Raw genomic sequence first — 24,856 nt, forward strand, 5'->3', positions numbered from 1 at the left:
ACGAACAGCACGGGGGTGGTTCCATGGCGCCACAGGGGAACACCGGAGCGGGCGCGGAAGCGGAATTTCCCGAGTACGCCGGTCACTACCGTCTGGAGTCCTGCCTGGGCTCGGGTGGCATGGGCGTCGTGCATGTGGCGCGCAGTACCTCGGGCATGAAGCTCGCGGTGAAGGTCGTACACGCCCCGTATGCCAAGGACCCCGAGTTCAGGGGCCGTTTCCGGCAGGAGGTGGCCGCGGCGCGGCGGGTGAGCGGGGCCTTCACGGCGCCGGTCGTCGATGCCGATCCGGAGGCCGGGCGGCCCTGGATGGCCACCCTGTTCATCCCCGGTCCCACGCTCTCGGAGCATGTTAAGCGGAACGGTCCCATGGACGCGGAGCAGTTGCGTCGGCTGATGGCCGGGCTGGCCGAGGCGCTGCGCGACATCCACCGGGTCGGGGTCGTGCACCGGGATCTGAAGCCGAGCAACGTCCTGCTCGCCGAGGACGGGCCGAAGGTCATCGACTTCGGCATCTCGCGGCCGAAAGACAGCGAACTGCGCACCGAGACCGGAAAGTTGATCGGGACGCCGCCGTTCATGGCGCCCGAGCAGTTCCGGCGGCCCCGCGAGGTCGGTCCCGCGGCCAACGTCTTCGCGCTCGGGTCGCTCATGGTGCACGCGGCGACCGGACGCGGGCCGTTCGACTCCGACAGCCCGTACGTCGTCGCCTACCAGGTCGTGCACGACGAGCCCGACCTGACCGGCGTACCGGAGACGCTCGCGCCGCTGGTGCTGCGGTGTCTCGCCAAGGAGCCCGAGGACCGGCCCACGCCGGACGAGCTGATGCGGCAACTGCGGTCGGTGGCGGCGGCGTACGACACTCAGGTGTTCATACCGGCGCAGCGGACGCAGGAGGAGGGCCCCGAGGAGACGCCGGAGCCCGGGGCGGACGCTCCCGCTCGGCGGCCGGCGCGGCGGATCGGCGGGCGGGCGGTCCTGGCGGCCGGCGCGGTCTGCCTCACGGTGATCGGCGGGCTCGCCTCGGCCCGGCTCTTCGACGGTGGCGACGCCGCCGGACCGGCGCGGGAGGCGACCGCCGCGCGGAGCACGCCGGGAGGCTTCGGCGCGTGGGAGGCGGTGTCCGCGCCGAAGGAGGGTGGCATGCCCCAGTGCGCGTACGCGGCGCCGCGGCTGCTGTGTACGCGACCCGGTGTGGTCTTCGCCCTCGATCCGGCCGACGGCAAGACGCTGTGGCGGCACGAGGTCCCGGAGACGACCGCGAGCGAGCCGCCGGTCGTCTCGGGCGGCCTCGTCCAGCCCTCCCTCGCCCTGATCGGCGACCAGGAGGGGCTCGACCCCGCCACGGGCGAGCCGGTGTGGCACGAGGAGATGCCCGAGTACGAGGGGCTGCGGTGCGCGGGCGACATGCTGCTGCTCACCGGCGCCGACGGGACGGTCACCGGTGTGGACAGCTCCTCGGGGGCGACCAGGTGGTCCCACCGGATCGCGGGGCAGGCCGTGCCGTACTTCACCTCCTTCGCCGGGGATCCGTCGGCGTACACGACGAGTGAGTCCGGGGACGGCACCCGTACCCGGGTGACCTCGGTGGACCCGGTGACGGGGGACGTGCGGTGGGACGCGGAGCTGGACGGGGCGCTGACGCCGGTGGGGTCGGCGGACGGGTCGGTGTACCTGCTCGCCGGCGGTGACTCCTACGGGGACGCGAAGGCCGTGCTCCGCTACACGCCCGGCACCGGGGAGACCCGCCGGGTGAGGCTGCCGGTGCCGGTCTCGCAGGCGGTGGCCGGGGTACGCGGGGACACCGTGTATCTCATGGGCGGGGGCGGCTCGCTGGTGGCCGTGGACATGGCGGCGGGCAAGCAGGTGTGGCGGCTGGAGACGGGCGTGAGCCGGGGCTCGGCACCCGTCTCGGACGGCCGGCGCGTGTACGTCACCGCTCCCGACGGGCGGCTGCTGGGCGTCGACGCCCGCGAGGGCAGGCTCCTCGGGCAGACCCGGCCGCGGCTCGGCACCGACTCCGACCGCGTCCCCGCCTCGCTCCCCGCGCCCGTGCTCGCGGGCGGCCACGTCTACGCCGGGGCACCCGACGGAACCGTGTTCGGAGTCGCGGGCCGGGACCCGGCCACCTGGTAGCCCCCGCCGGCGGAGACAGCCTCCCCCGGCAGACGGAACAACGGCACGGCCCCGACCCCGCCGGACGCACCGGGCTCAGCCCAGCCCGGTGCCGCCCGGTAGCCCCGCCCGCGAAACCAGACGCCCCGGACAGAGCGGCCACAACACGGCACCGCCCCCGACCGGACCGAGGCACCCGACCTGACCGGACCCGGCCGTCTGGCAACCCCGACCCCGCCGAAGGCGGACGTGCCGGGCTCAGCCCAGCTTGCTGACGTCCCGTACCGCGCCCTTGTCCGCGCTCGTCGCCATCGCGGCGTATGCCTTCAGCGCGGCGGAGACCTTGCGGTCGCGGTTCTTGGGGGCGTACACGCCGTTGAGGGCCTGCTCGCGGCGGGTCAGCTCGGCGTCCTCGACCAGGAGGTCGATGGAGCGGTTCGGGATGTCGATGCGGACCCGGTCGCCGTCCTGGACGAGGGCGATGGCGCCGCCGGAGGCCGCCTCGGGAGAGGCGTGGCCGATGGACAGGCCCGAGGTGCCGCCGGAGAAGCGGCCGTCGGTGACCAGGGCGCAGGTCTTGCCGAGGCCGCGGCCCTTCAGGTAGGAGGTCGGGTAGAGCATCTCCTGCATGCCGGGGCCGCCCTTGGGGCCCTCGTAGCGGATGACGACAACGTCGCCCTCCTTGACCTGTTTGGTGAGGATCTTCTCGACGGCCTCCTCCTGCGACTCGCAGACGACCGCCGGGCCCTCGAAGGTCCAGATGGACTCGTCGACGCCGGCCGTCTTCACGACGCAGCCGTCGACCGCCAGATTGCCGCGCAGGACCGCGAGGCCGCCGTCCTTGGAGTAGGCGTGCTCGATGGAGCGGATGCAGCCGCCCTCGGCGTCGTCGTCCAGGGTGTCCCAGCGCTCGGACTGGGAGAACGCCTCCGCGGAGCGCACGCAGCCGGGGGCCGCGTGCCACAGCTCGACGGCCTCCTGGGACGGGGAGCCGCCGCGCACGTCCCAGGTCTTGAGCCAGTCGGCCAGCGACGGGCTGTGCACGGAGTGCACGTCCTCGTTGAGCAGGCCGGCGCGGTGCAGTTCGCCGAGGAGGGCGGGGATGCCGCCGGCCCGGTGCACGTCCTCCATGTAGTACGTACGGTCCTTGGCGACGTTGGGCGCCACCTTCGCCAGGCACGGGACGCGGCGCGAGAGGGCGTCCATCTCGGTGAGGCCGAAGGGGACCTCGGCCTCCTGGGCGGCGGCCAGCAGGTGCAGGATCGTGTTGGTCGAGCCGCCCATCGCGATGTCGAGGGCCATGGCGTTCGCGAAGGCCGCGGCGGTGGCGATGCTGCGCGGCAGGACCGTGTCGTCGTCCTGCTCGTAGTAGCGGCGGGTGAGGTCGAGCACCGTGCGCGCGGCGTTCTCGTAGAGCGCCTTGCGGGCGGTGTGGGTGGCCAGGACCGAGCCGTTGCCGGGCAGGGAGAGGCCGATGGCCTCGGTGAGGCAGTTCATCGAGTTGGCGGTGAACATGCCGGAGCAGGAGCCGCAGGTGGGACAGGCGTTCTCCTCGATCCGGAGGATGTCCGCGTCGGAGATCTTGTCGTTGACCGCCTCCGCCATCGCGTCGACCAGGTCCAGGGTGCGGACCGTGCCGTCGACCAGCGTGGCGCGGCCGGACTCCATGGGGCCGCCGGAGACGAAGACCGTGGGGATGTTCAGCCGCAGGGCGGCGTTGAGCATGCCCGGGGTGATCTTGTCGCAGTTGGAGATGCAGATCAGGGCGTCGGCGCAGTGCGCCTCGACCATGTACTCCACGCTGTCCGCGATCAGGTCGCGGGAGGGCAGGGAGTAGAGCATGCCGCCGTGGCCCATCGCGATGCCGTCGTCCACGGCGATCGTGTTGAACTCGCGCGGGATGCCGCCGGCCGCGACGACCGCCTCGCCGACGATCCGGCCGACCGGGGCGAGGTGCGTGTGGCCCGGCACGAACTCCGTGAAGCTGTTGGCGATCGCGATGATCGGCTTTCGGCCGATGTCCGCACCGGGTACACCGGAGGCACGCATCAGGGCGCGGGCGCCCGCCATGTTGCGGCCGTGGGTGACTGTGCGGGACCTCAGCTCAGGCATCGTCGCTCGCTCCTTCGGAAAACAATGACTGCCGTCGAGCGTACGCCGGTCATCCAGGGGTCGGGACGAGGTGTCCGGAATGCGGGATGCGCGTCTCGCCCGCGAAACCCCCGGCCGCCCGGCTCAGGGGCCGGTGAGGTGGCCCTGTACGACCGGTGCCAGGCGCGCGATGATCCGCTCCGGGTCCGCCGAGGCCAGCGGCTCCGCCTTGATCACGTACCGGAGCACCGCGCATCCCACCAGTTGCGCCGCCGCCAGCTCGGCGCGCAGCGCCGCGTCGGGCGGGTCCAGCCGGGCGGCGATGCGCTGGAGCAGCTGGGTGGCGATCAGGCGGCGGAGGATGGCGGCGGCGGTGTCGTTGTTCACGGCGGAGCGGACGACGGCCAGCAGCGGGGTGCGGGTGGCCGGGTTCTCCCAGAGGCCGAAGAAGAAGCGGGTGAGCCGCTCGCCGACCCCGTCGAGGGGGCCGTCGCCGATCGCGTCCGGGGCTCTGAGGGCGGGTGCGAAGGCGACCTCGATCGCCGCCTCGAAGACCTGTTCCTTGGTGCCGAAGTAGTGGTGCACGAGCGCCGGGTCCACGCCGGCCGCCTTGGCGATGCCGCGCACCGACGTCTGCTCGTAGCCGTGCTCGGAGAACTCCTCGCGGGCCGTGGTGAGGATGCGGTCGCGGGTGCCGGCGGATTCCGTACGCGGAGGGCGGCCGCGGCGGCGGTTCCGCCCGGCGGCCTCGCTCACCGCCGGCGCGCCTTCGCCGCCGGGGCCGGCGACGCCAGGTGGCGGCGGGCGAAGGCCAGCGCCTCGGCGAGATCGGCCTCGCGTTCGGCGCCGGACATCGCGCGGCGGGTGTTGACCTCGATGACGACGTGGCCGTCGAAGCCGGTGTGCGCGAGGTGTTCGAGCACCTCGGCGCAGGGCTGGTTGCCACGGCCGGGAACGAGGTGCTCGTCCTTGGCGGACCCCTTGCCGTCGGCGAGGTGGACGTGGCCGAGGCGGTCGCTCATGCGGTCGATCATGTCGAGGGCGTCGGTGCGGGAGGTGGCGGCGTGGCTGAGGTCGATCGTGAAGTGGCGGTAGTCGTCCTTCGTCACGTCCCAGTCGGGGGCGTACGCCTGCATCTCGCGGTCGCGGTAGCGCCAGGGGTACATGTTCTCGACGGCGAACCGCACGTCGGTCTCGTCCGCCATCCGCCAGACGCCCCTGACGAAGTCCCGGGCGTACTGCCGCTGCCAGCGGAACGGCGGGTGGACGACGACGGCGGACGCGCCGAGCTTCTCGGCGGCGGCGCGGGCGCGCTGGAGCTTGACCCAGGGGTCGGTGGACCAGACGCGCTGGGTGATGAGCAGGCAGGGCGCGTGCACGGCGAGTATCGGCATGCGGTGGTAGTCGCTGAGTCTGCGCAGCGCGTCGAGGTCCTGGCTGACCGGGTCGGTCCACACCATGACCTCGACCCCGTCGTATCCGAGGCGTGCGGCGATCTCGAAGGCCGTCGCCGTCGACTCCGGATAGACGGAAGCCGTCGACAGGGCGATCTTCGCGTCCGGGGTGCGGACTGCGTCCCTTGGTTCTGCCACGGGGGTCAGGTTACGGGGTGGGGTCGGGTGGGTGCGGGGTCGCTGGTCGCCGTTGTGGTGAGTGCCATACCTGGCGGGGGCGGGTCCGTCGTGGTCGCTCGCGCCGTCCCTCGCCGCTCGGGGGCGCTATCCCTGGCCCATGCCGTCCAGGCGGCGCAGGATGACGCCCTCCCTGAGCGCCCACGGGCAGATCTCCAGGCTCTCCACACGCAGGAGGTCCATCGCGGCCTCGGCGACCAGGGCGCCGGCCAGGAGCTGGTTCGCGCGGTTCTCGCTGACGCCGGGGAGTTCGGCGCGCTCGGCGCTGGTCATGGCGGCAAGCCGGGGGACCCAGGCCTCCAGGGAGGCCCGTTTCAGTTCGCGCTGGACGTAGAGGCCCTCGGCGGAGCGGGCGGCGCCGGTGATGCGGGCCAGTTGCCGGAAGGTCTTGGAGGTGGCGACGACGTGGTCGGGGGCGCCGAAGCGGCTGAACTCGCCGACCGTGCGGGCGATCTCGGTGCGCACATGGCGGCGCAGCGCCCTGACGTCGTCCGGGTCGGGCGGGTCGCCGGGCAGCCGGGCGGCGGTCAGCCGGCCCGCGCCGAGCGGCAGGGACACGGCGGCGTCGGGCTCCTCGTCCATGCCGTAGGCGATCTCCAGGGAGCCGCCGCCGATGTCGAGGACCAGCAGCTTGCCCGCGGACCAGCCGAACCAGCGGCGGACGGCGAGGAAGGTGAGCCGGGCCTCCTCGGCGCCGGCGAGGACGGTCAGCTCGATGCCGGTCTCGGCCCGCACGCGCGCGAGGACGTCGTCGGCGTTGGTCGCCTCGCGCACGGCGGAGGTGGCGAACGGCAGGAGGTCCTCGACGCCCTTGTCCTCGGCCGCCTGGAGCGCCTCCCGGACGACCCCGACCAGCCGGTCCACGCCGTCGGGGCCGATCGCCCCGTCGTCGTCGAGGAGCTGGGCGAGGCGCAGTTCCGCCTTGTGCGAATGGGCGGGCTGCGGGCGCGCGCCGGGGTGTGCGTCCACCACCAGCAGATGCACCGTGTTCGAACCCACGTCGAGGACACCGAGTCTCATGTACGGAACGCTACTGCCGGCGGGAGGCGTGCGGCGGTGCCGTCTTCCGGTCCGGGCGACTTACCCTGGTTCCGTGCCAAAGACGAAAAAGGCGAAGGACGAAAAGCCGGCCAAGAAGGACAAGAAGAACAAGGGGGGCGTGCTGGTCGCTCTGGCGGCCCCGGGTTCTTCGGCGGGCGACGAGAAGGGCCTCGACTTCGCGCGCGCGTGGGTGGAGTTTCCGGATCCGGCGGACGACGAGCAGGTCTTCCGGTGCGACCTGACCTGGCTGACCTCCCGTTGGAACTGCATCTTCGGCAGCGGCTGCCAGGGCATCCAGGCGGGCCGCGCGGACGACGGGTGCTGTTCGCTGGGCGCCCACTTCTCCGACGAGGACGACGAGAAGCGGGTCGCCGAGCACGTGGCGAGGCTCACTCCGGACGTCTGGCAGCACCACGCCGAGGGCACGGAGCACGGCTGGGTCTCCGAGGACGAGGAGGGCTCCCGGCAGACCCGGCCCTTCCAGGGCTCGTGCATCTTCCAGAACCGGCCGGGCTTCGCCGGGGGCGCGGGCTGCTCACTGCACATCCTGGCCCTGAAGGAGGGCCGGGAGCCGCTGGAGACCAAGCCGGACGTGTGCTGGCAGCTGCCGGTGCGGCGGACGTACGAGTGGATCGACCGGCCCGACGACACGCGCGTGCTCCAGGTGTCGATCGGTGAGTACGACCGGCGCGGCTGGGGTCCGGGCGGGCACGACCTGCACTGGTGGTGCACGTCGGCTTCCTCGGCGCACGGCGGGGGCGAGGCGGTGTACGTCTCCTACCGGCCGGAGCTGATCGAGCTGATGGGCAAGGCGGGCTACGACCGGCTGGTCGAGCTGTGCGAGGAGCGGCTGGCCTCGCGGATGCCGTTGCCGGCACCGCATCCGGCGGACCCCGCGCGCTGAGGCGACCGACCGCTACGAGGTGGTCGGACTCGGGTCGCCGCTGCCGCTCGGTGGCGGCGACGAGCCGTCCGGGCCGCCGGTCGGGGACGGCTCGGTGGCTGTCGGGTCCGGGTCGGGCGACGTGGGCGGCGGGTCGTCGGTGGGTGTCGGGTCGGGGGACGGTTCCGAAGTGGTCGGGGACGGGCCCGGGTGCGACGGGGACGGCGTGCCGCCGGTGGGCCCGGGGCGCGGGCCCGGATGGGAGGGGCCAGGCGCGGTGCCGTAGCCCCTGATGGATACGACGGCGCCGGCGGGCGCGACGGCCACCCGGGCGGTCCAGTGGCCGGACGGCTCGCGCAGATGGTCGACGTACACCTTGACGGTCAGGGTCTCGCCGGGCCGCAGGGTGCCCGACGACTGGCTCAGATAGAGCCAGGGGGCGCCGGCGGACGCGGACCAGCGCACCGGGGTGTCGCCGGTCGAGGCCAGGGTGAGCAGCGTGGTGTCCCCGTCGTGGCCGGCCGCCACCGCGAGGTGTCCGGCGCCCTTGTCTCCGGTGCCGGGGACGCCGACGACCTCCACGGAGACGTCGGCACCGCCGTTGCCGCCGAAGCCGGTGCCGGGGGTGGTGCTCGCGTTGCCGGCGTTCTCGTACCCCTGGCCGCCGTCCGTCCGCTCGCCGGCCGGGCCGTCGGGGCTCTGCGCTTCGCTGGTGGTGGCCGAGCGGCCGTCCTCGCCCTCACCGGCCGGGGTGCCGCGGTGGGCCGCCCACAGGGCGAGCACGGGGGCCGCGACGACGGTGGCGACGACCGTGGTGGTGACGGCACGCGCGCGGATGCGGTCCCGCCGGGCGGCCCGGTCCTTGGGGTCCATCGGGAAGCCGCGCCGGTCGAAGCGGGGTGCGGTGCCCCCCGCGCGCGGGAGATGCGCCATGGCGGCGTGCAGCGCCGCGCGGGGTGCCTCCAGGACGGGCAGTTCGACCGGGGTGACGCTGGTGCCGGGCCAGCGGCCGGGGATCGCGCGCTCGGCGGCCCGGCGGCAGCGCGGGCAGTCGTCCACGTGCCGGACCAGCTCGCGGCGCAGGGTGGTGCTCAGCACATAGCGGTTGTCGCCGGTGAGACGGGCGACGCCGGAGCACGTGCCGGTCTCGACGACGGCCAGGGCGGCGCGGGTGCGTTCGACCTCGCAGGCGGCGGAGGCGAGCAGTTCCCGGGCGGCGGGCGGGTCCATGCCGAGGACGGCGGCGACCTCGTGGGGGGCGAGGCGGTGGCGCACGGCCAGTTCGAGGGCCTCGCGCTGCTCGGGGGTGGTGCCCGCGGCCTCCGGCCAGGCGAGGAGGGCGAGTTCGCCGCGGTCGCGCTGCCGGGCGGCGTCGGTCCCGGCGGTACCGGCGGTCCCCGCGGGGGCGGTGGGCCGGGGCGCGGGCCGCCGCCGTGCGGTGCGCGGGCGGCCGGTGTCGGGGCGGCCCGCCGCGTGGGCGCTCGGACGTTTCTGCCTGGCCTCGGCCAGCTTGCGCAGGCACGCCCAGCGGGCCAGCGCGTACAGCCAGGCCCTGCGGTCCCCGGCGGCCCCGGGACCGCGGTGGCCGCGCCGCTCGGCGAGCGCGAGGACATCGCCCAGGGCGGCGGTCGCGGCGTCGCGGTCGCAGAGCACGGACAGGCAGTAGGTGAACAGGCCGTCCAGATACGCGTCGTACGCGGCGTGGCGCGCGGGCGGCCGTTGGGCCGGCGGGCGCGCAGCGGTTCGGTCGCGCGCTTCCCGGTGCGCCCGGTGTGCGCCGGTCGTGCGGGTCGTGGTCTCCGGACTGCTCCTCATCACTCGGCGACCGTAGGGTGCCATGGGTGGCGCGAACTGGCGCGTTGGCCACTTTTAATTCGTACGGGTGAAACGATCCCTCATAAGGGGACAGGAAGCCCTGATTCCGCCGCCGGTACGGGTCGGACGGAGCCGGATCCACAGGGGTGCCGGGGCCGTGGCGCCCGTTGTCAGTGGTGACGGCTACGGTTCGTGCATGGCTGCCCGTGCGAAGTCCACCAAGGAACGGCCGTCCTACCGCTGCACCGAGTGCGGCTGGCAGACGGCCAAGTGGCTCGGCCGCTGCCCCGAGTGCCAGGCCTGGGGCACGGTCGAGGAGTACGGCGCGCCCGCGGTCCGCACGACGACGCCGGGGCGCGTCACCACCTCCGCGCTGCCCATCGGCCAGGTCGACGGCCGTCAGGCCACCGCCCGCCCCACCGGCGTGCCCGAGCTGGACCGGGTGCTCGGCGGCGGTCTGGTGCCCGGCGCGGTGGCGCTCGTCGCGGGCGAACCGGGCGTCGGCAAGTCCACGCTGCTCCTCGACGTGGCGGCCAAGTCGGCCAGCGAGGAGCACAAGACCCTCTACATCACCGGTGAGGAGTCGGCCAGTCAGGTGCGGCTGCGCGCCGACCGCATCAAGGCCATCGACGACCACCTTTATCTGGCCGCCGAGACCGACCTCGCCGCGGTCCTCGGGCATCTGGACGCGGTCAAGCCGTCCCTGCTGGTCCTGGACTCCGTGCAGACCGTGGCCTCCCCGGAGATCGACGGCGCCCCCGGCGGCATGGCGCAGGTGCGGGAGGTGGCGGGCGCGCTGATCCGCGCCTCCAAGGAGCGCGGCATGTCCACCCTGCTCGTGGGCCACGTCACCAAGGACGGCGCCATCGCGGGACCCCGCCTGCTCGAACACCTCGTGGATGTCGTCCTGCACTTCGAGGGCGACCGGCACGCCCGTCTCAGACTCGTGCGCGGCGTCAAGAACCGCTACGGCACCACCGACGAGGTCGGCTGCTTCGAGCTGCACGACGAGGGCATCACGGGCCTGACCGACCCCAGCGGACTGTTCCTCACCCGCCGCGCGGAGCCCGTGCCCGGCACCTGTCTGACCGTCACCCTGGAGGGCCGCCGCCCGCTGGTGGCCGAGGTGCAGGCGCTCACCGTCGACTCCCAGATCCCCTCCCCGCGGCGCACCACCTCCGGCCTGGAGACCTCCCGGGTGTCCATGATGCTGGCCGTCCTGGAGCAGCGCGGGCGCATCAGCGCCCTGGGCAAGCGGGACATCTACTCCGCGACGGTCGGCGGTGTGAAGCTCTCCGAGCCGGCCGCCGACCTCGCCATCGCGCTCGCGCTGGCGAGTGCGGCGAGCGACACCCCGCTGCCCAAGAACCTCGTCGCGATCGGCGAGGTCGGCCTCGCCGGTGAGGTGAGACGGGTCACGGGCGTGCAGCGCAGGCTCTCCGAGGCGCACCGCCTGGGCTTCACCCACGCCCTGGTACCGACCGATCCCGGCAGGGTCCCCGACGGCATGAAGGTCCTGGAAGTCGCGGACATGGGGGCCGCCCTGCGGGTGCTTCCGCGCTCGCGTCGGCGAGAGGCCCCACGGGAGGACGAGGACCGCCGGTAGACTTTGCCCTGGTCTCGCCCGTCCGTACGACCGAGTGTGCGACACGGGAGCGCCTGAAGAACCTGCGACCGGAGGAGTGCAGTGGCAGCCAACGACCGGGCAGCAGCTCCCGGAAAGTCCGGTGGGAGTGCCGGTGCCGATGGCCTGATGCGCGCCTCGCTGAGCGCCGTGGCGCCCGGCACGCCCCTGCGGGACGGCCTTGAGCGCGTTCTCCGCGGCAACACCGGCGGTCTGATGGTGCTGGGCTCGGACAAGACCGTCGAGTCGATGTGCACCGGCGGCTTCGTGCTGGACGTCGAGTTCACCGCGACCCGGCTGCGCGAGCTGTGCAAGCTCGACGGCGGCATCGTGCTGTCCTCCGACCTGTCCAAGATCCTGCGGGCGGGCGTGCAACTGCTCCCGGACCCGACGATCCCCACGGAGGAGACCGGCACCCGGCACCGTACGGCGGACCGGGTCAGCAAGCAGGTCGGCTTCCCCGTCGTCTCCGTCTCCCAGTCCATGCGGCTCATCGCCCTCTACGTCGACGGCCAGCGCCGCGTCCTGGAGGACTCCGCGGCGATCCTGTCCCGGGCCAACCAGGCCCTGGCCACCCTGGAGCGCTACAAGCTCCGCCTCGACGAGGTCGCGGGCACGCTGTCGGCGCTGGAGATCGAGGACCTGGTCACCGTCCGGGACGTCTCGGCGGTCTCCCAGCGCCTGGAGATGGTCCGCCGCATCGCGACCGAGATCGCCGAGTATGTGGTGGAGCTGGGCACGGACGGGCGTCTGCTCGCCCTCCAGCTGGACGAGTTGATCGCCGGTGTGGAGCCGGAGCGCGAGCTGGTCGTACGGGACTATGTGCCCGAGCCGACGGCCAAGCGCTCCCGCACGGTCGACGAGGCGCTCGCCGAGCTGGACAAGCTCAGCCACGCCGAGCTGCTCGAACTGTCCACGGTGGCCCGCGCGTTGGGCTACACCGGCTCTCCGGAGACGCTGGACTCGGCGGTGTCGCCGCGCGGCTTCCGGCTGCTGGCGAAGGTGCCGCGGCTGCCGGGCGCGATCATCGACCGGCTGGTGGAGCACTTCGGCGGCCTGCAGAAGCTGCTCGCCGCCAGTGTGGACGACCTCCAGACGGTGGACGGCGTCGGCGAGGCGCGGGCGCGCAGCGTGCGGGAGGGCCTGTCACGGCTGGCGGAGTCGTCGATCCTGGAGCGCTACGTCTGACCGGCGCCGTCCGCCCCGGAACACCGCGTCCGGCCGACGGCTGTCCGGCCCGCGTCAGTCGCTCTCCAGCACGAAGGACGTCCGTACCTTCTCGAACCCGGCCGCCTTGGCCTCCACCAGATAGGTCCCGGCCTTGGCCGAACCCGCCGGGGGCGTCCCGCACTCGGGGGCGCTCGGCTTGCGGTCCCACTTCGCGGTGTAGGCGATGCCGCTGCCCGCGGCCACCCGGTACGGCAGGCTGCCGGTGCCCTTGACGCAGTCGTCCGAGGACCAGTACGCGTCGTCGGCGCCGGTCGGAGTGATCGTCAACACCGCGTGCTTGGGGCCGAGATCGACCTTGCAGTCGCTGCCCGAGGTGTTCCGCGCGGTCAGTTCGAAGGTGGGGGTCTGTCCGGGCGAGTAGGTGTTGCGGACGCTGCGCAGGCTCAACTTCACCGCGCCCGGTGTGCAGTTGGGCAGACTCGACCCGCCCGGCAGCGCGTCGCCCGCGCCCACGCCGGTCGCCGCACCTCCCGCGGAGCCCCCGCCGCCGGCACTGCCCGAGCCACCGGACCCGGCACCGTCACCCGACTCGCCGCCGCCGGAACCGGAACCGTCGCCGGACCCCTCGTCCGAACCGTCACCGCCGCCGGAGCCCGACCCCGGACCGCTGGACTCCCCGCTCCCCGACTCGTCGCGCCCGCCCGGCGCCTGACTGATCGCCGGCCCGGAGTCCGAGGGACCCGGAGTGATCGACGGCGCGGGATTCTTGCCGTTGGCGCCGTCCTGGCGGCCCTGCCCCCCGCCCCCGCCGCCGGAGACCACGATCCACGTGATCAGCAGCGCCAACAGGGCGAACAGGGACAGCAGTACGGCCCTCCTTCGCCAGTAGATGGAGGAGGGAAGCGGCCCGACCGGATTGCGCAGAGATCCCACGGCGCAAACTGTACGAGAGATCCGCGCGTTCCCTTGTCCCACCCGCCGTTCAAGCCCGCAACTTTTACGGATCATCATTCCGGAGCCGGCCCGGACCCCCTGCCGATCGCCGGGTGACCCACGTGCCGATCGCAGGGCGTGACCGTATCGGCCGATCGCCTACCGTCCGTGAGTACGAGACACCGATCTGGGTTCGACCCCGTGCGGCCCTCGGATGTTCGCGATCGCGGCCCTTGCACCTGTGGCCATGGCTGCGGCTCGCGGGCACGCGGACGGTGTCACCGGGTGGCGATGCGCCCGTGGGGCGGTCCCGCCGTGGGAGGATCGCAGGGTCATGACTGTGCCCACGAAGCCCCCGCACAACGACGGCCCCTCCGACCCCACCCCCACCGCGCCCTCGGCCACCGCCGCCGTGTCCGGTGTGCCGCTGCACGCTCCCGTCATCGACTGGTTCGACGAGCACGCCCGCGATCTTCCGTGGCGGCGCCCGGAGGCCGGCGCGTGGGGCGTGATGGTCAGTGAGTTCATGCTCCAGCAGACACCGGTGAGCCGCGTCCTGCCCGTCTACGAGCAGTGGCTCGCCCGCTGGCCGCGCCCCGCCGACCTCGCCGCCGAGGCCCCCGGTGAGGCCGTCCGCGCCTGGGGCCGGCTCGGCTATCCGCGCCGCGCCCTGCGACTGCACGGCGCCGCTGCGGCCATAGCGGAGCGGCACGGCGGCGACGTACCGGCGGACCACGCCCAGTTGCTCGCGCTGCCCGGCATCGGCGAGTACACGGCCGCCGCGGTCGCCTCCTTCGCCTACGGCCAGCGGCACGCCGTACTGGACACCAACGTCCGCCGGGTGTTCGCCCGCGCGGTCAACGGCGCGCAGTACCCGCCGAACGCCACGACCGCCGCCGAACGGAAGCTGGCGCGTGCGCTGCTGCCCGAGGACGAGGCGAGCGCCGCCCGCTGGGCCGCCGCCTCGATGGAGCTGGGCGCGCTGATCTGCACGGCGAAGAACGAGTCGTGCCACCGCTGTCCGATCGCGGCCCAGTGCGCCTGGCGGCTGGCCGGCAAGCCCGCGCACGACGGACCGCCGCGGCGCGGCCAGACCTACGCGGGCACCGACCGGCAGGTGCGGGGCCGGCTGCTCGCGGTGCTGCGGGAGTCGCACGGGCCGGTGCCGCAGGCCGCCCTCGACCAGGTGTGGCACGAACCGGTCCAGCGCGCCCGCGCCCTGGACGGCCTCGTCGCCGACGGTCTGGTGGAGCCGCTGGCGGACGGGCTGTACCGGCTGCCGCTGAGCTGACGTACAGCCGGAGTACAGCGACGGCGGCGCGTCCGTGACAGTCCACCTGTCGGGCAAATCATCCCTTACCATCCCCAAGTGGTCCGTCGTTTTACCCGGTTCCTCCTTCCGTTACACAACCGACGGACAGCCGAGGGTTGGCCGCAGGCTGCTTCGCACAGCGCCGTGACAACGCTTCCCTACCTTCGTTCACGTGCCCCGCGGGCACAGCACGAGCAGGACCACAGACAGTGGGCCGGCGGCGGTCGAGCCGTCGGAATACGGGGATCGGAAGGCGGTCGACCATGGCGCAGGGCGAGGTGCTCGAATTCGAGGAGTACGTCCGCACCCGGCAGGACGCGCTGCTGCGCAGCGCCCGCCGTCTGGTCCCGGACCCCGTCGACGCCCAGGACCTCTTGCAGACGGCGCTGGCGCGGACGTACCGCCGCTGGGAGACCATCGAGGACAAGCGGCTGGCCGACGCCTACCTGCGCCGGGTGATGATCAACACGCGGACCGAGTGGTGGCGGGCGCGCAAGCTGGAGGAGGTGCCGACCGAGCAGCTCCCGGAGCCCTGCGTGGAGGACGCCGCCGAGCAGCACGCGGACCGCGCCCTGCTGATGGACGTGATGAAGGTGCTCGCCCCCAAGCAGCGCAGCGTCGTCGTGCTGCGACACTGGGAGCAGATGTCGACGGAGGAGACGGCCGCCGCCCTCGGCATGTCGGCCGGAACCGTCAAGAGCACGCTGCACCGGGCGCTCGCCCGGCTCCGTGAGGAGCTGGTCGCCCGCGATCTGGACGCACGGGCGCTGGAGCGTGAGGAGCGGGAGCGTTGCGCGGCCTGACCGGCGGCCGGACACCCGGAGGAAACCGGGCGACCGGGGGGACCCGGAGAAGCACGCGGGCGGCGAGTACGGCGGTGGCCGTGTTCGCCGCCGTCGGCGTCTGCCTCTCCGGCTGCGGGACCGGCGGCACCGGCGCCCGTGACGAGGGGCCGGCCCACGCCGAGGCGGTGGGCGGCGTCGCCGCCGCCTCCTCGCCCGCGGCCTCCCCCTCGCAGGCCCCCGCCCGCGTGGACCCGGTGCGGCTCGTCAAGGCCGACCCCGCCGTCTCCGCCGAGGTCAAGCGCGAGCTGAAGCCGTGCGTCGCCGACGAGTACCCCGTCGACGTGTCGTACGGGGAGCTGACCGGCGGATCGGCGCAGGACGTCGTCGTCAACGTGCTGACGTGCGGTGACGCGGTGGGTGTGGGGAGTTACGTGTACCGCGAGGAGGGCGGCGCGTACCAGAATGTGTTCAAGGCCGAGGAGCCTCCGGTCTACGCGGAGATCGACCGCGGCGACCTGGTGGTGACCAAGCAGGTGTACGAGAGGGGCGACCCGGTGTCCAGTCCGTCCGGCGAGAACGTGATCACGTACCGCTGGGCGACGGCCGGGTTCGTCGAGAAGTACCGCACCCACAACGACTACAGCAACGCCGTGGGCACCGCGCCGACGCCGGTGCCCGCGCCGGGCACCTGACGCGCGGGGCCGGCGTGCACGGCGCGTGAACCGATCGGGCCGCCCGTACCGACGGCCCGCTGAACGCGGTGCGCGCTCCCGGCGTCTGCCCAGGAGGACGCGGGTGAGTGCCGCCGCGTCCGGCGATCGCACCCGACCATCACCACGAGGACTGAGAGCACCGGGATGGCAGACCAGACCCACGTCCTGTTCGTCGAGGACGACAACGTCATCCGCGAGGCGACCCAGCTCGCCCTGGAGCGGGACGGCTTCGCGGTGACCGCGATGCCCGACGGGCTGTCCGGCCTGGAGTCGTTCCGGGCCGACCGCCCCGACATCGCGCTCCTCGACGTGATGGTCCCCGGCCTCGACGGCGTCAGCCTGTGCCGCCGGATCCGGGACGAGTCCACGGTGCCGGTGATCATGCTGTCGGCGCGGGCGGACTCCATCGAACGTCGTACTGGGCCTGGAGGCCGGCGCCGACGACTACGTCACCAAGCCGTTCGACGGGGCCGTCCTCGTCGCCCGGATCCGGGCGGTGCTGCGGCGCTTCGGCCACGCCGGGGGCGGTGACCGGACGGAGGGGCCGGGCGGCGCGGACACCGGGGGTGTGCTCACCTTCGGCGAGCTGGAGGTCGACACCGACGGCATGGAGGTGCACCGGGCCGGGCGGCCGGTGGCACTCACCCCGACCGAGATGCGGCTGCTGCTGGAGTTCTCCTCCGCGCCGGGCACGGTGCTCTCGCGCGACCGGCTCCTGGAGCGCGTGTGGGACTACGGCTGGGGCGGAGACACCCGCGTCGTCGACGTGCATGTGCAGCGGCTGCGCACCAAGATCGGCCAGGACCGTATCGAGACGGTCCGCGGCTTCGGCTACAAGTTGAAGGCCTGAGCGGGGACACGGGGACATGCGGGGGTACTTCCGACGCCTGACCGCCTCGCCACCGGGGCGGTGGAGCATCCGTACCGGGCTGCGCTGGAAGCTCAGCGCGGCCATCGCGCTGGTCGGCGCGCTGGTGGCGGTGGCGCTGAGCCTGGTGGTGCACAACGCGGCCCGGGTGTCGATGCTGGACAACGCCCGTGACCTCGCCGACGACCGGGTCCTGATCGCCCAGCGCAACTACGAGCTGTCCGGGCGGCTGAACTTCCCCAACACCCGGATCGACGACCCCGAGCTGCCGGCCGAGCTGCGCCGCAAGGTCGAGGCGGGGCGGCGGGCGACGTACGTCACCGAGCGGCGGAACGGGGTGACGGACATCTGGGCGGCCGTGCCGCTCAAGGACGGGCACGTGATGTCCCTGCACTCAGGCTTCACCGACCGCAGCGCGGACATCCTCGGCGATCTCGACCAGGCCCTGGTCATCGGCTCCATCGCGGTCGTCCTCGGCGGCAGCGCGCTGGGCGTGCTGATCGGCGGGCAGTTCTCGCGCCGGCTGCGCAAGGCCGCGAGCGCCGCGAACCAGGTCGCCAACGGCGAGCACGACATCCGGGTGCGGGACGCCATCGGCGGCGTCCTGCGGGACGAGACGGACGATCTCGCGAGCGCGGTGGACGCGATGGCGGACGCGTTGCAGCAGCGGCTGGAGGCCGAGCGGCGGGTGACCGCCGACATCGCGCACGAGCTGCGCACCCCGGTGACCGGACTGCTGACCGCCGCCGAGCTGCTGCCGCCGGGCCGGCCGACCGAGCTGGTGCTCGACCGGGCGAAGGCGATGCGCACGCTCGTCGAGGACGTGCTGGAGGTGGCCCGGCTGGACGGGGCCTCGGAGCGGGCCGAGTTGCAGGACATCATGCTGGGCGGCTTCGTGAGCCGGCGGGTGGCGGCCAGGGACCCGGCCGTCGAGGTGCGGGTGGTCCACGAGTCGGAGGTCACCACCGATCCGCGCCGGCTGGAGCGCGTGCTGTTCAACCTGCTCGCCAACGCCGCCCGGCACGGCCGGCCGCCCGTCGAGGTGAGCGTCGAGGGCCGGGTGATCCGGGTCCGCGACCACGGGCCGGGCTTCCCCGAGGATCTCCTCGCCGACGGCCCGAGCCGCTTCCGCACCGGCAGCACGGACCGGGCGGGCCGCGGACACGGGCTGGGCCTGACCATCGCGGCCGGCCAGGCGCGGGTCCTGGGCGCCCGGCTCACCTTCCGCAACGTACGCCCCGCCGGGGCCCCCGGCCATGTACCGGCCAAGGGCGCGGTCGCCGTCCTGTGGCTCCCGGAGCACGCTCCGACGAACACGGGGAGCTATCCGATGATGCCGGACAGGTCGTCCAGGGGAGAGCCCTGACGGCCGAGGCCCGCAGCGGCGGCGCGCTTCCGGGGCCGGGCCTGCGCGGGTCGCCCACGTCCCCTCTCATGGCCCGCAGGACTGCTCGGGGTCGGCACCCGCAGGCGGGGCGGCACCGACGCCCTCGCCGCGGCCCGTACGACGACGCGGCCGACCCCCGCGCGGGCAGGCCACCGACCGGTCGACGACGATCCCGGCCCTCTCGCGTCCCACCCGGGCGGACGACAACGACGAGGGCCCCCGGGGAGCACCCCCAAAGGCCCTACGCCCACGCACCGCAGGTCACCAGCCCCTTCACCGCAGCCCGCCACCTCACCACCCGCCGCCGAGACATCCCCCGCCTGCGAGCCCGGCGACCAACGACAAGGGCCTCCGGGGGAAGCACCCCCAAAGGCCCCACGCCCACGCGACGCGCCGCACCGGCATCACACCGACTCGGTCACCGGTGCCTTCGCCGTGGCCGCGTCGCCGTCGTCGCCGGTCGGGGCGTCCTTCGTCTGCGGGCTCGCGCCCTTCAGCGGCACCTCCTTCACGAAGACCGCCGCGACCAGCGCGAGCACCGCCACCGCCGAGCCCAGCAGGAAGGCTCCGTGGGTGCCGGAGGAGACCGCGTGCTGGTAGGCCTCGCGGGCCGCGTCCGGCAGCTTGGCCAGGCTCGCCGCGTCCAGCTGCGCCGACTTCTCGGTCACCCGGGAGCCCAGCGCGCCCGCCTGCTCGGTCATGGCGGCCTGGACGCGGTGGTTGAAGAGCGCGCCCATGATCGCGACGCCGAAGGAGGAGCCGAGGGTGCGGAAGAGGGTGGTGGACGAGGACGCGACGCCCATGTCCTTCGGCTCCACGCTGTTCTGCGCCACCAGCATGGTGATCTGCATCAGACAGCCCATGCCGAGACCGACGACCGCCATGTACAGCCCGGAGGTGAGGCGGCTGGTGTCCGTGTCCATCAGGGACAGCAGGAACAGCCCCACCGTCATCAGCAGGCCGCCAGCCACCGGGAAGACCTTGTAGCGGCCGGTGTTGGTGGTGACCCGCCCGGCGACCATCGACGTGACGAGCATCGCGCCCAGCATCGGCAGGAGCAGCAGCCCGGAGTTGGTGGCGGACGCGCCCTGCACCGCCTGCTGGTACAGCGGCAGGAAGAGGGTGGCGCCGAACATCACGAAGCCGACGATGAAGCCGATCAGGGACATCAGCGTGAAGTTGCGGCTGCGGAAGATGTGCAGCGGCACGATCGGCTCGGCCGCCCTGGTCTGCCAGAACACGAACCCGACCAGCGCGGCGACGCCGATGCCGATCAGCTCCATGATCCGCGCGGAGGTCCAGGCGTACTCGGTGCCGCCCCAGGTGGTGACGAGCACGATGGCCGTGATGCCGACGGTCAGCAGCGCGGCGCCCAGATAGTCGATCCGCGCCTGGCTGCGCTTCTTCGGCAGGTGCAGTACGACGCTGATGGCGATGAGCGCGATGGCGCCGAGCGGCAGGTTGATGTAGAAGGACCAGCGCCAGCCCCAGTGGTCGGTGATGGTGCCGCCGACCAGCGGGCCGCCGATCATCGCCAGCGCCATGACGCCGGCCATCATGCCCTGGTACTTGCCGCGCTCCCTGGGCGGGATCAGATCGCCGATGATCGCCATGACGCCGACCATCAGACCGCCGGCGCCCAGGCCCTGGACGGCGCGGAAGCCGATGAGCTGGCCCATGTCCTGGGCCATGCCGCTGAGCGCGGAGCCAGCCAGGAAGATCACGATCGAGGCCATGAACGAGCCCTTGCGGCCGTACATGTCGCCGAGCTTGCCCCACAGCGGGGTGGAGGCCGCGGTCGCGAGGGTGTAGGAGGTGACCACCCAGGACAGGTGCTCCAGGCCACCCAGTTCACCCACGATCGTCGGCATCGCGGTGCCGATGATCATGTTGTCGAGCATCGCGAGCATCATCGCGATCATGAGGGCGAGCAGGACGACCCGCACGCTCCTCGGCTGCTTGCCGGCACCGGCGTCGCCGGTCGCCGCCTCCACTGTGTCCGCCATTGCTCCTGCTCCCCCAGCTACCGCTGTTTCCGCCGCCTACTTACTTGCCGCCCGGCAAGTTGACTACACTCGGGAAGGTAGACGCGTAACTAGCCGGGCGTCAAGTAAGTTTTTCGGAAAGCGCGGGGACCAGGCAAAGTACGGGACACCAGGCAAAGTGCGCGGAGCAGGAGGTGTGCGGGAGGATGGGCGGCACGATGAACGGCACCAAGCAGCAGCGACGCCGGGGTGACACCCGCCAGCGCATCCAGGACGTGGCACTCGAACTCTTCGCCGAGCAGGGGTACGAGAAGACCTCGCTGCGCGAGATCGCCGAGCGCCTGGACGTCACCAAGGCCGCGCTGTACTACCACTTCAAGACCAAGGAAGAGATCCTCGTCAGCATCTTCGAGGACCTCTCACGGCCGATGGAGAACCTGATCACCTGGGCGCGGGAGCAGCCGCACTCCCTGGAGACGAAGCAGGAGATCATCCGCCGCTACAGCGAGGCGCTGGCGGGCGCGGCGCCCCTGTTCCGCTTCATGCAGGAGAACCAGGCGACGATCCGGGACCTGCGCATCGGCGAGATGTTCAAGACCCGCATGCTCGGCCTGCGCGACGCCCTGATCGACCCGGAAGCGGACCTGGTGGACCAGGTCCGCTGTGTGAGTGCGCTGTTCACGCTGCACGCCGGGATGTTCGTCCTGCGGGATCTGGAGGGCGACCCCGAGGAACAGCGCGCGGCCGTTCTCGAGGTCGCCACCGACCTGGTGACCCAGGCCCACCGGGGCGCGGGCGGCTCCTAGACCCCCCGGCCGTCACCGTCAGACGGTGACGCCCTTGGCGCGCAGGAAGGCGACCGGGTCGATGGCCGAGCCGTAGTTCGCGGTGGTGCGGATCTCGAAGTGCAGGTGCGGGCCGCTGGAGTTTCCGGTGTTGCCGGACTTGGCTATGGACTGGCCGGTCTTCACGATCTGGCCGATCTTCACGTTGACCTTCGACAGGTGGGCGTACTGGGAGTACGTGCCGCTGCCGTGCTTGATGACGATCGCGTTGCCGTAGGCGGGGCCGTCACCGGCGCCGTTGCCGCCGGCCTTGACGACGGTGCCGCCGTGGGCGGCGACCACGTTGGTGCCGACCGGCACGGCGAAGTCCTGGCCGCTGTGCTTGTGCGCCCACATGCCGCCGCTCTGGGCGAAGCCGGCGCTGAGCGAGTACTTCTTCACCGGGTCCACCCAGGAGACGGCCTTCTTGGTGGCCGCCTTCTTCGCGGTGGCGGTGCCCTTCGTGCTCGTGGCGGCCTTCTCGGCCTTCGCCGCCTTGGCCTGCGCCGCGGCCTGGGCCTCGACGGCGGTGGCGGCGGTGGTGGTGCTGGAGGCCGCCGTGGTGCCAGTGGCGGCCGCGACCCCGGCTCCCAGTGCGACCGAGGCTCCGAGGCCGGCGGCCATCACCGCGGCGCGAGTGCGGAGGGTCGTACGGGAAGAACGGGACGTGACACGCGAGAACATTCGAACCTCATGGGGACGGGGACAGAGGGATGCCCCTCCGGCGGGACGCACAAGGCGCTCGTCGGGCGGGCTCCACCTTGGTAACGCGATGACCCCGAACCACACAAAGGTGTGACCTACGACCGTATTTAGTACTTCAACGGGATACTTTCCGAGCCACAACAGAGGCGCCATTTTGGACAAAACCTGCTCAGGAACCCGGAAACCGGCCCTCTCGACGTAGAGATATGTCCGTTTTCGCACTTCTTGCGGCTTCCACTATTCCCCGTAGTACAGGGCGAACGGCCTGTGCGGCATGTCACCGGCGGCCATGGTCGAAGGGCCGGTGAATGTGACCGGGGCTACTCCCGTCCCGGCTAACCGGCCCCCCGCGCAAGGGGGTTCACCTAGGCTCGGAGCATGGTCGACGTCACAGCACTCGGGGCCCGTGTGGCGTCCAGCGCGGTCGCGCCACTGGTCCGCAGCCTCTTCGTCCGGGACGGGCCGGGAGCGGGGCTCGTGGACCGGCCGGTGCGGATATCGGCGCTGGTGTCCTTCCGGGGCGAGAAGCGCAGCGTCACCCCCAAGGACGTCGACAGGATCGCCGAGGAGCTGGTCCGCAGGGCGCTGGCGGCGGCAGGCCCCGGGGAGCTGCCCGTCAACGTCGCCGAGGCACCGGCCGTCAAGCACGCCCTGGCCCGCACCCTCGCCCGGCTCGGCGAGACCACCGTCGAGGACTACGAGGCCGTCGGACTCGGACCCGAGGGCTTCGCCCGCCGGCTGCGCGCCAACGTGTCCCTGTCCCCGTACGGCCTGAGCGAGGACGGCCTGCTGCTGTACGAGCGGCTGCTGCACACCGCCTCGCTGCACATCCTGAACTTCCTCACCCAGCGCTCCACCTACGTCGCCCGCCAGCAGACCGTCCAGACCCGGCAGCTGGCCCGGCTGGTCCGGGCCGTCGACGTACTGCTGGAACGCCTGCCGGCCCAGTCGGCCGAGGACGCCGGGTTCGAGGAGCGCTACGCGGACCACATCGCCGCCCGCCACGGCACGCTCACCATCTACGGGCTGGACGCCGGGACCCGCGAGTGGCCGCTGGACACCGCCTATCTGAGCCTGGAGGCGACCCGGCCGCCGTCGGGGCGTGCCGACGGCGGCCGGGACCCGGAGCACCCGACCGTGGCCGCCGAGCAGGTGCTCGCCGGTCACGACCAGGTCTTCCTGCGCGGCGTCGCCGGATCCGGCAAGACGACCCTCGTGCAGTGGCTCGCCGTGACCACCGCGAGCCGCGCCTACGACCACGGGCTGACCCACCTCGTCGGCCGGGTGCCGTTCGTGCTGCCGATGCGCCGCATCGTCCGGCCCGGTGCCGAGCTGCCCCTTCCCGGCGACTTCCTGCGCGCGGTCGGCTGCCCCGTCGCCGGGGAGCAGCCGCCGGGCTGGGTGGAGCGCGTCCTGCGGGCCCGGCGCGGGGTGCTGCTGGTCGACGGCATCGACGAGATCGCCGGCGAGCGCCGCGCCGCCGCCCGGCGCTGGCTGCGCGAGCTGGTGCGGGCCTTCCCCGGCAACCTGTGGCTGGTCACCTCGCGCCCCTCGGCCGTGCCGGAGGACTGGCTGGCCGCGGAGGGCTTCGGCGAGCGCGTGCTCGCCCGGATGTCGCAGGACGACGTGGCCACCTTCGTACGGCGCTGGCACCGCGCGGCCGGCGCGGACCCGGCCACCGGCGAGGCCCTGCTGCGGTCCGTGCGGACCACCGCCGAGCTGAACCGGCTGGCCACCAATCCGCTCATGTGCGGCATGCTCTGCGCCCTGCACCGCGACCGGCGCGGCTTTCTGCCCCAGGACCGCAGATCCCTGTACGAGGCGGCCCTGACCATGCTCCTCGAACGCCGGGACCGGGAGCGGGAGCTGCACGACCCCGACGGCGCGCGGCTGCCGTACGCGACCCAGGTGCAGCTGTTGCAGAAGCTGGCGTGGTGGCTGATCCGCAACAGCCGCCTGGAGATGGACCGGACCGAGGCCCTGCAGATCATCGGCCGTGCGCTGCCCGCACTGGACCTGGCGGACACCGGAGAGGAGCCCGTCTACCGCTCGCTGCTGGTGCGCTCGGGGCTGCTGCGCGAGCCCGCCGAGGGCCGGGTGGACTTCCTCCACCGCACCTTCCAGGACTATCTGGGCGCCCGGCTGGCCGTGCAGGACATGGACTTCGACCTGCTGGTCAACCACGCCGGCGACGACACCTGGGAGGACGTGATCCTGCTCGCCCTCGCGCACGCCCGGCCCAGGGAGGCGGAGCACATGCTGCGCCGGCTGACGGACCCGGGAGCGCCTCGCGGCACCCTGCTGGCGGCGGCCGGGCTGCGGTACGCGGCGGAGGTGGAGCCGCGGGTGCGCAAGCGGGTGGAGGAGGGGCTGGCGCGGCATGTGCCGCCGGCCGGCTCCGCGGCGGTGCGTGAGGTGGCGCGGGCCGGCGGGGACCTGGTGCTGGGGCTGCTGCCGGGGCCGGGGGCGGCCGACTCCGCCACCGCCGCGTCCGTGGTGAGCACGGCCGTCGAGGTGGGCAGCGAGGCGGCCCTGCACTTCCTGGCCCGCTTCCGGGACCATCCCGACCACCGCGTCCAGCAGCTCCTGGCCGCCGCCTGGCGCCGGTTCGACCGCGACCTGTACGCCCACGAGGTCCTCGCCCACCTGCCCGAGCAGTGGCAGGTCGAGGTGGCCGCGGCCGACGACCTGCGGGCGCTGCGCGCGCTGGGCGGCTGGAAGCGCATCCTGGTGCTCGGCGCCTACCGAGCCGAGGACCTGACGGAACTGATCGTGCCCGAACGCCTGGTCCACCTCTCGCTGGACGCCCCGCACCCGGTCGAGGGACTGACCTGGCTGTCCGCCTTTCCCGCGCTGCGGACGGTCACCGTGTACACGGACGTGGACGCGGACGTGGCCCGGCAGCTGCCCGCCGGAGTGGAACTGCGCGGTCCGGCGCCCCGCGAGCACTCAGACCACCAGGGGTGAGCCGCCTC

The 24,856-nt window shown here is 73.1% G+C and carries 18 protein-coding genes and 1 pseudogene; 11 read left to right on the forward strand and 8 right to left on the reverse strand.

Annotated elements, in window-relative coordinates:
- Positions 1 to 23: 23 nt before the first annotated feature.
- Complete coding sequence (locus AC4IHM_RS14180) at positions 24 to 2,135, forward strand: protein kinase domain-containing protein (RefSeq protein ID WP_490867403.1); 2,112 nt, start codon at positions 24 to 26, stop codon at positions 2,133 to 2,135.
- A 237-nt stretch (positions 2,136 to 2,372) separates the two neighbouring features.
- On the opposite strand, the gene ilvD is transcribed toward AC4IHM_RS14180, so the two are convergent.
- The 4 genes from ilvD to AC4IHM_RS14200 all read right to left on the reverse strand — a co-directional run bounded on the left by ilvD (position 2,373) and on the right by AC4IHM_RS14200 (position 6,856).
- Positions 2,373 to 4,226 carry a dihydroxy-acid dehydratase gene (gene ilvD / locus AC4IHM_RS14185; RefSeq protein ID WP_490867404.1) on the reverse strand — a complete coding sequence of 618 codons (1,854 nt, stop codon included), beginning with the start codon at positions 4,224 to 4,226 and terminating at the stop codon, positions 2,373 to 2,375.
- A 123-nt stretch (positions 4,227 to 4,349) separates the two neighbouring features.
- On the reverse strand, positions 4,350 to 4,961 hold the full coding sequence (locus AC4IHM_RS14190; RefSeq protein WP_490867405.1) for a TetR/AcrR family transcriptional regulator: 612 nt from the start codon (positions 4,959 to 4,961) through the stop codon (positions 4,350 to 4,352).
- Positions 4,958 to 5,797: a sugar phosphate isomerase/epimerase family protein gene (locus AC4IHM_RS14195; RefSeq protein WP_490867406.1), complete on the reverse strand. Its 840-nt coding sequence runs from the start codon at positions 5,795 to 5,797 to the stop codon at positions 4,958 to 4,960. The genes AC4IHM_RS14190 and AC4IHM_RS14195 overlap by 4 nt, the downstream gene beginning before the upstream one ends.
- A gap of 126 nt (positions 5,798 to 5,923) precedes the next feature.
- Positions 5,924 to 6,856, reverse strand: coding sequence for a Ppx/GppA family phosphatase (locus AC4IHM_RS14200; protein ID WP_490867407.1), 933 nt, complete (start codon positions 6,854 to 6,856; stop codon positions 5,924 to 5,926).
- Between the two features lie 73 nt (positions 6,857 to 6,929).
- Here AC4IHM_RS14200 and AC4IHM_RS14205 point away from each other — a divergent pair, with 73 nt between their 5' ends.
- Positions 6,930 to 7,781: a DUF3109 family protein gene (locus AC4IHM_RS14205; protein ID WP_490867408.1), complete on the forward strand. Its 852-nt coding sequence runs from the start codon at positions 6,930 to 6,932 to the stop codon at positions 7,779 to 7,781.
- A 12-nt stretch (positions 7,782 to 7,793) separates the two neighbouring features.
- On the opposite strand, the gene AC4IHM_RS14210 is transcribed toward AC4IHM_RS14205, so the two are convergent.
- Positions 7,794 to 9,575 (reverse strand): BACON domain-containing protein, encoded by a 1,782-nt coding sequence (locus AC4IHM_RS14210; protein ID WP_490867409.1) that lies wholly within the window; start codon positions 9,573 to 9,575, stop codon positions 7,794 to 7,796.
- A gap of 196 nt (positions 9,576 to 9,771) precedes the next feature.
- Here AC4IHM_RS14210 and radA point away from each other — a divergent pair, with 196 nt between their 5' ends.
- Together radA and disA are read left to right on the forward strand one after the other, a co-directional pair.
- Positions 9,772 to 11,181, forward strand: a complete 1,410-nt coding sequence (radA, locus tag AC4IHM_RS14215) for a DNA repair protein RadA (protein ID WP_490867410.1) — start codon at positions 9,772 to 9,774, stop codon at positions 11,179 to 11,181.
- An 81-nt stretch (positions 11,182 to 11,262) separates the two neighbouring features.
- Positions 11,263 to 12,387, forward strand: coding sequence for a DNA integrity scanning diadenylate cyclase DisA (gene disA / locus AC4IHM_RS14220; RefSeq protein WP_161166833.1), 1,125 nt, complete (start codon positions 11,263 to 11,265; stop codon positions 12,385 to 12,387).
- 54 nt (positions 12,388 to 12,441) lie between these two features.
- On the opposite strand, the gene AC4IHM_RS14225 is transcribed toward disA, so the two are convergent.
- Complete coding sequence (locus AC4IHM_RS14225) at positions 12,442 to 13,302, reverse strand: hypothetical protein (protein ID WP_490867411.1); 861 nt, start codon at positions 13,300 to 13,302, stop codon at positions 12,442 to 12,444.
- Between the two features lie 334 nt (positions 13,303 to 13,636).
- Between AC4IHM_RS14225 and AC4IHM_RS14230 the strand changes: the two genes are divergently transcribed.
- From AC4IHM_RS14230 to cseC, 5 genes and pseudogenes are all read left to right on the forward strand, one after another.
- Positions 13,637 to 14,593, forward strand: a complete 957-nt coding sequence (locus AC4IHM_RS14230; protein WP_490867412.1) for an HhH-GPD family protein — start codon at positions 13,637 to 13,639, stop codon at positions 14,591 to 14,593.
- Positions 14,594 to 14,877: 284 nt separating this feature from the next.
- A complete protein-coding gene (locus AC4IHM_RS14235; protein WP_490867413.1) occupies positions 14,878 to 15,417 on the forward strand; it encodes a SigE family RNA polymerase sigma factor in 540 nt (179 codons plus the stop codon).
- Positions 15,405 to 16,091: a hypothetical protein gene (locus AC4IHM_RS14240; protein WP_490867414.1), complete on the forward strand. Its 687-nt coding sequence runs from the start codon at positions 15,405 to 15,407 to the stop codon at positions 16,089 to 16,091. Before AC4IHM_RS14235 ends, AC4IHM_RS14240 begins: the two co-directional genes overlap by 13 nt.
- Before the next feature lie 165 nt (positions 16,092 to 16,256).
- Positions 16,257 to 16,962: pseudogene (cseB, locus tag AC4IHM_RS14245) on the forward strand (two-component system response regulator CseB).
- A 16-nt stretch (positions 16,963 to 16,978) separates the two neighbouring features.
- Complete coding sequence (gene cseC / locus AC4IHM_RS14250; RefSeq protein WP_490867415.1) at positions 16,979 to 18,346, forward strand: two-component system sensor histidine kinase CseC; 1,368 nt, start codon at positions 16,979 to 16,981, stop codon at positions 18,344 to 18,346.
- 425 nt (positions 18,347 to 18,771) lie between these two features.
- Here the strand turns inward: cseC and AC4IHM_RS14255 are convergent, their stop codons facing one another.
- Positions 18,772 to 20,373, reverse strand: a complete 1,602-nt coding sequence (locus tag AC4IHM_RS14255; protein WP_490867416.1) for an MDR family MFS transporter — start codon at positions 20,371 to 20,373, stop codon at positions 18,772 to 18,774.
- Between the two features lie 197 nt (positions 20,374 to 20,570).
- On the opposite strand from AC4IHM_RS14255, the gene AC4IHM_RS14260 reads away from it, so the two are divergent.
- On the forward strand, positions 20,571 to 21,158 hold the full coding sequence (locus AC4IHM_RS14260) for a TetR/AcrR family transcriptional regulator (protein ID WP_490867417.1): 588 nt from the start codon (positions 20,571 to 20,573) through the stop codon (positions 21,156 to 21,158).
- A gap of 18 nt (positions 21,159 to 21,176) precedes the next feature.
- On the opposite strand, the gene AC4IHM_RS14265 is transcribed toward AC4IHM_RS14260, so the two are convergent.
- Positions 21,177 to 21,860: a M23 family metallopeptidase gene (locus tag AC4IHM_RS14265; RefSeq protein ID WP_490867418.1), complete on the reverse strand. Its 684-nt coding sequence runs from the start codon at positions 21,858 to 21,860 to the stop codon at positions 21,177 to 21,179.
- Between the two features lie 399 nt (positions 21,861 to 22,259).
- On the opposite strand from AC4IHM_RS14265, the gene AC4IHM_RS14270 reads away from it, so the two are divergent.
- Positions 22,260 to 24,848: an NACHT domain-containing protein gene (locus AC4IHM_RS14270; protein WP_490867419.1), complete on the forward strand. Its 2,589-nt coding sequence runs from the start codon at positions 22,260 to 22,262 to the stop codon at positions 24,846 to 24,848.
- Positions 24,849 to 24,856: the final 8 nt, after the last annotated feature.

It is taken from the genome of Streptomyces sp. SL06, from assembly GCF_058244745.1.

Excerpts from the sequence above, each read along its gene's own strand:
- AC4IHM_RS14260 (WP_490867417.1), top strand. The coding sequence starts at position 20,571 with ATGAACGGCACCAAGCAGCAGCGACGCCGGGGTGACACCCGCCAGCGC.
- AC4IHM_RS14265 (WP_490867418.1), bottom strand. The coding sequence starts at position 21,860 with ATGTTCTCGCGTGTCACGTCCCGTTCTTCCCGTACGACCCTCCGCACT.
- AC4IHM_RS14230 (WP_490867412.1), top strand. The coding sequence starts at position 13,637 with ATGACTGTGCCCACGAAGCCCCCGCACAACGACGGCCCCTCCGACCCC.
- AC4IHM_RS14255 (WP_490867416.1), bottom strand. The coding sequence starts at position 20,373 with ATGGCGGACACAGTGGAGGCGGCGACCGGCGACGCCGGTGCCGGCAAG.
- AC4IHM_RS14180 (WP_490867403.1), top strand. The coding sequence starts at position 24 with ATGGCGCCACAGGGGAACACCGGAGCGGGCGCGGAAGCGGAATTTCCC.
- AC4IHM_RS14270 (WP_490867419.1), top strand. The coding sequence starts at position 22,260 with ATGGTCGACGTCACAGCACTCGGGGCCCGTGTGGCGTCCAGCGCGGTC.
- AC4IHM_RS14235 (WP_490867413.1), top strand. The coding sequence starts at position 14,878 with ATGGCGCAGGGCGAGGTGCTCGAATTCGAGGAGTACGTCCGCACCCGG.
- AC4IHM_RS14200 (WP_490867407.1), bottom strand. The coding sequence starts at position 6,856 with ATGAGACTCGGTGTCCTCGACGTGGGTTCGAACACGGTGCATCTGCTG.
- AC4IHM_RS14210 (WP_490867409.1), bottom strand. The coding sequence starts at position 9,575 with ATGAGGAGCAGTCCGGAGACCACGACCCGCACGACCGGCGCACACCGG.
- ilvD (WP_490867404.1), bottom strand. The coding sequence starts at position 4,226 with ATGCCTGAGCTGAGGTCCCGCACAGTCACCCACGGCCGCAACATGGCG.
- cseC (WP_490867415.1), top strand. The coding sequence starts at position 16,979 with ATGCGGGGGTACTTCCGACGCCTGACCGCCTCGCCACCGGGGCGGTGG.
- radA (WP_490867410.1), top strand. The coding sequence starts at position 9,772 with ATGGCTGCCCGTGCGAAGTCCACCAAGGAACGGCCGTCCTACCGCTGC.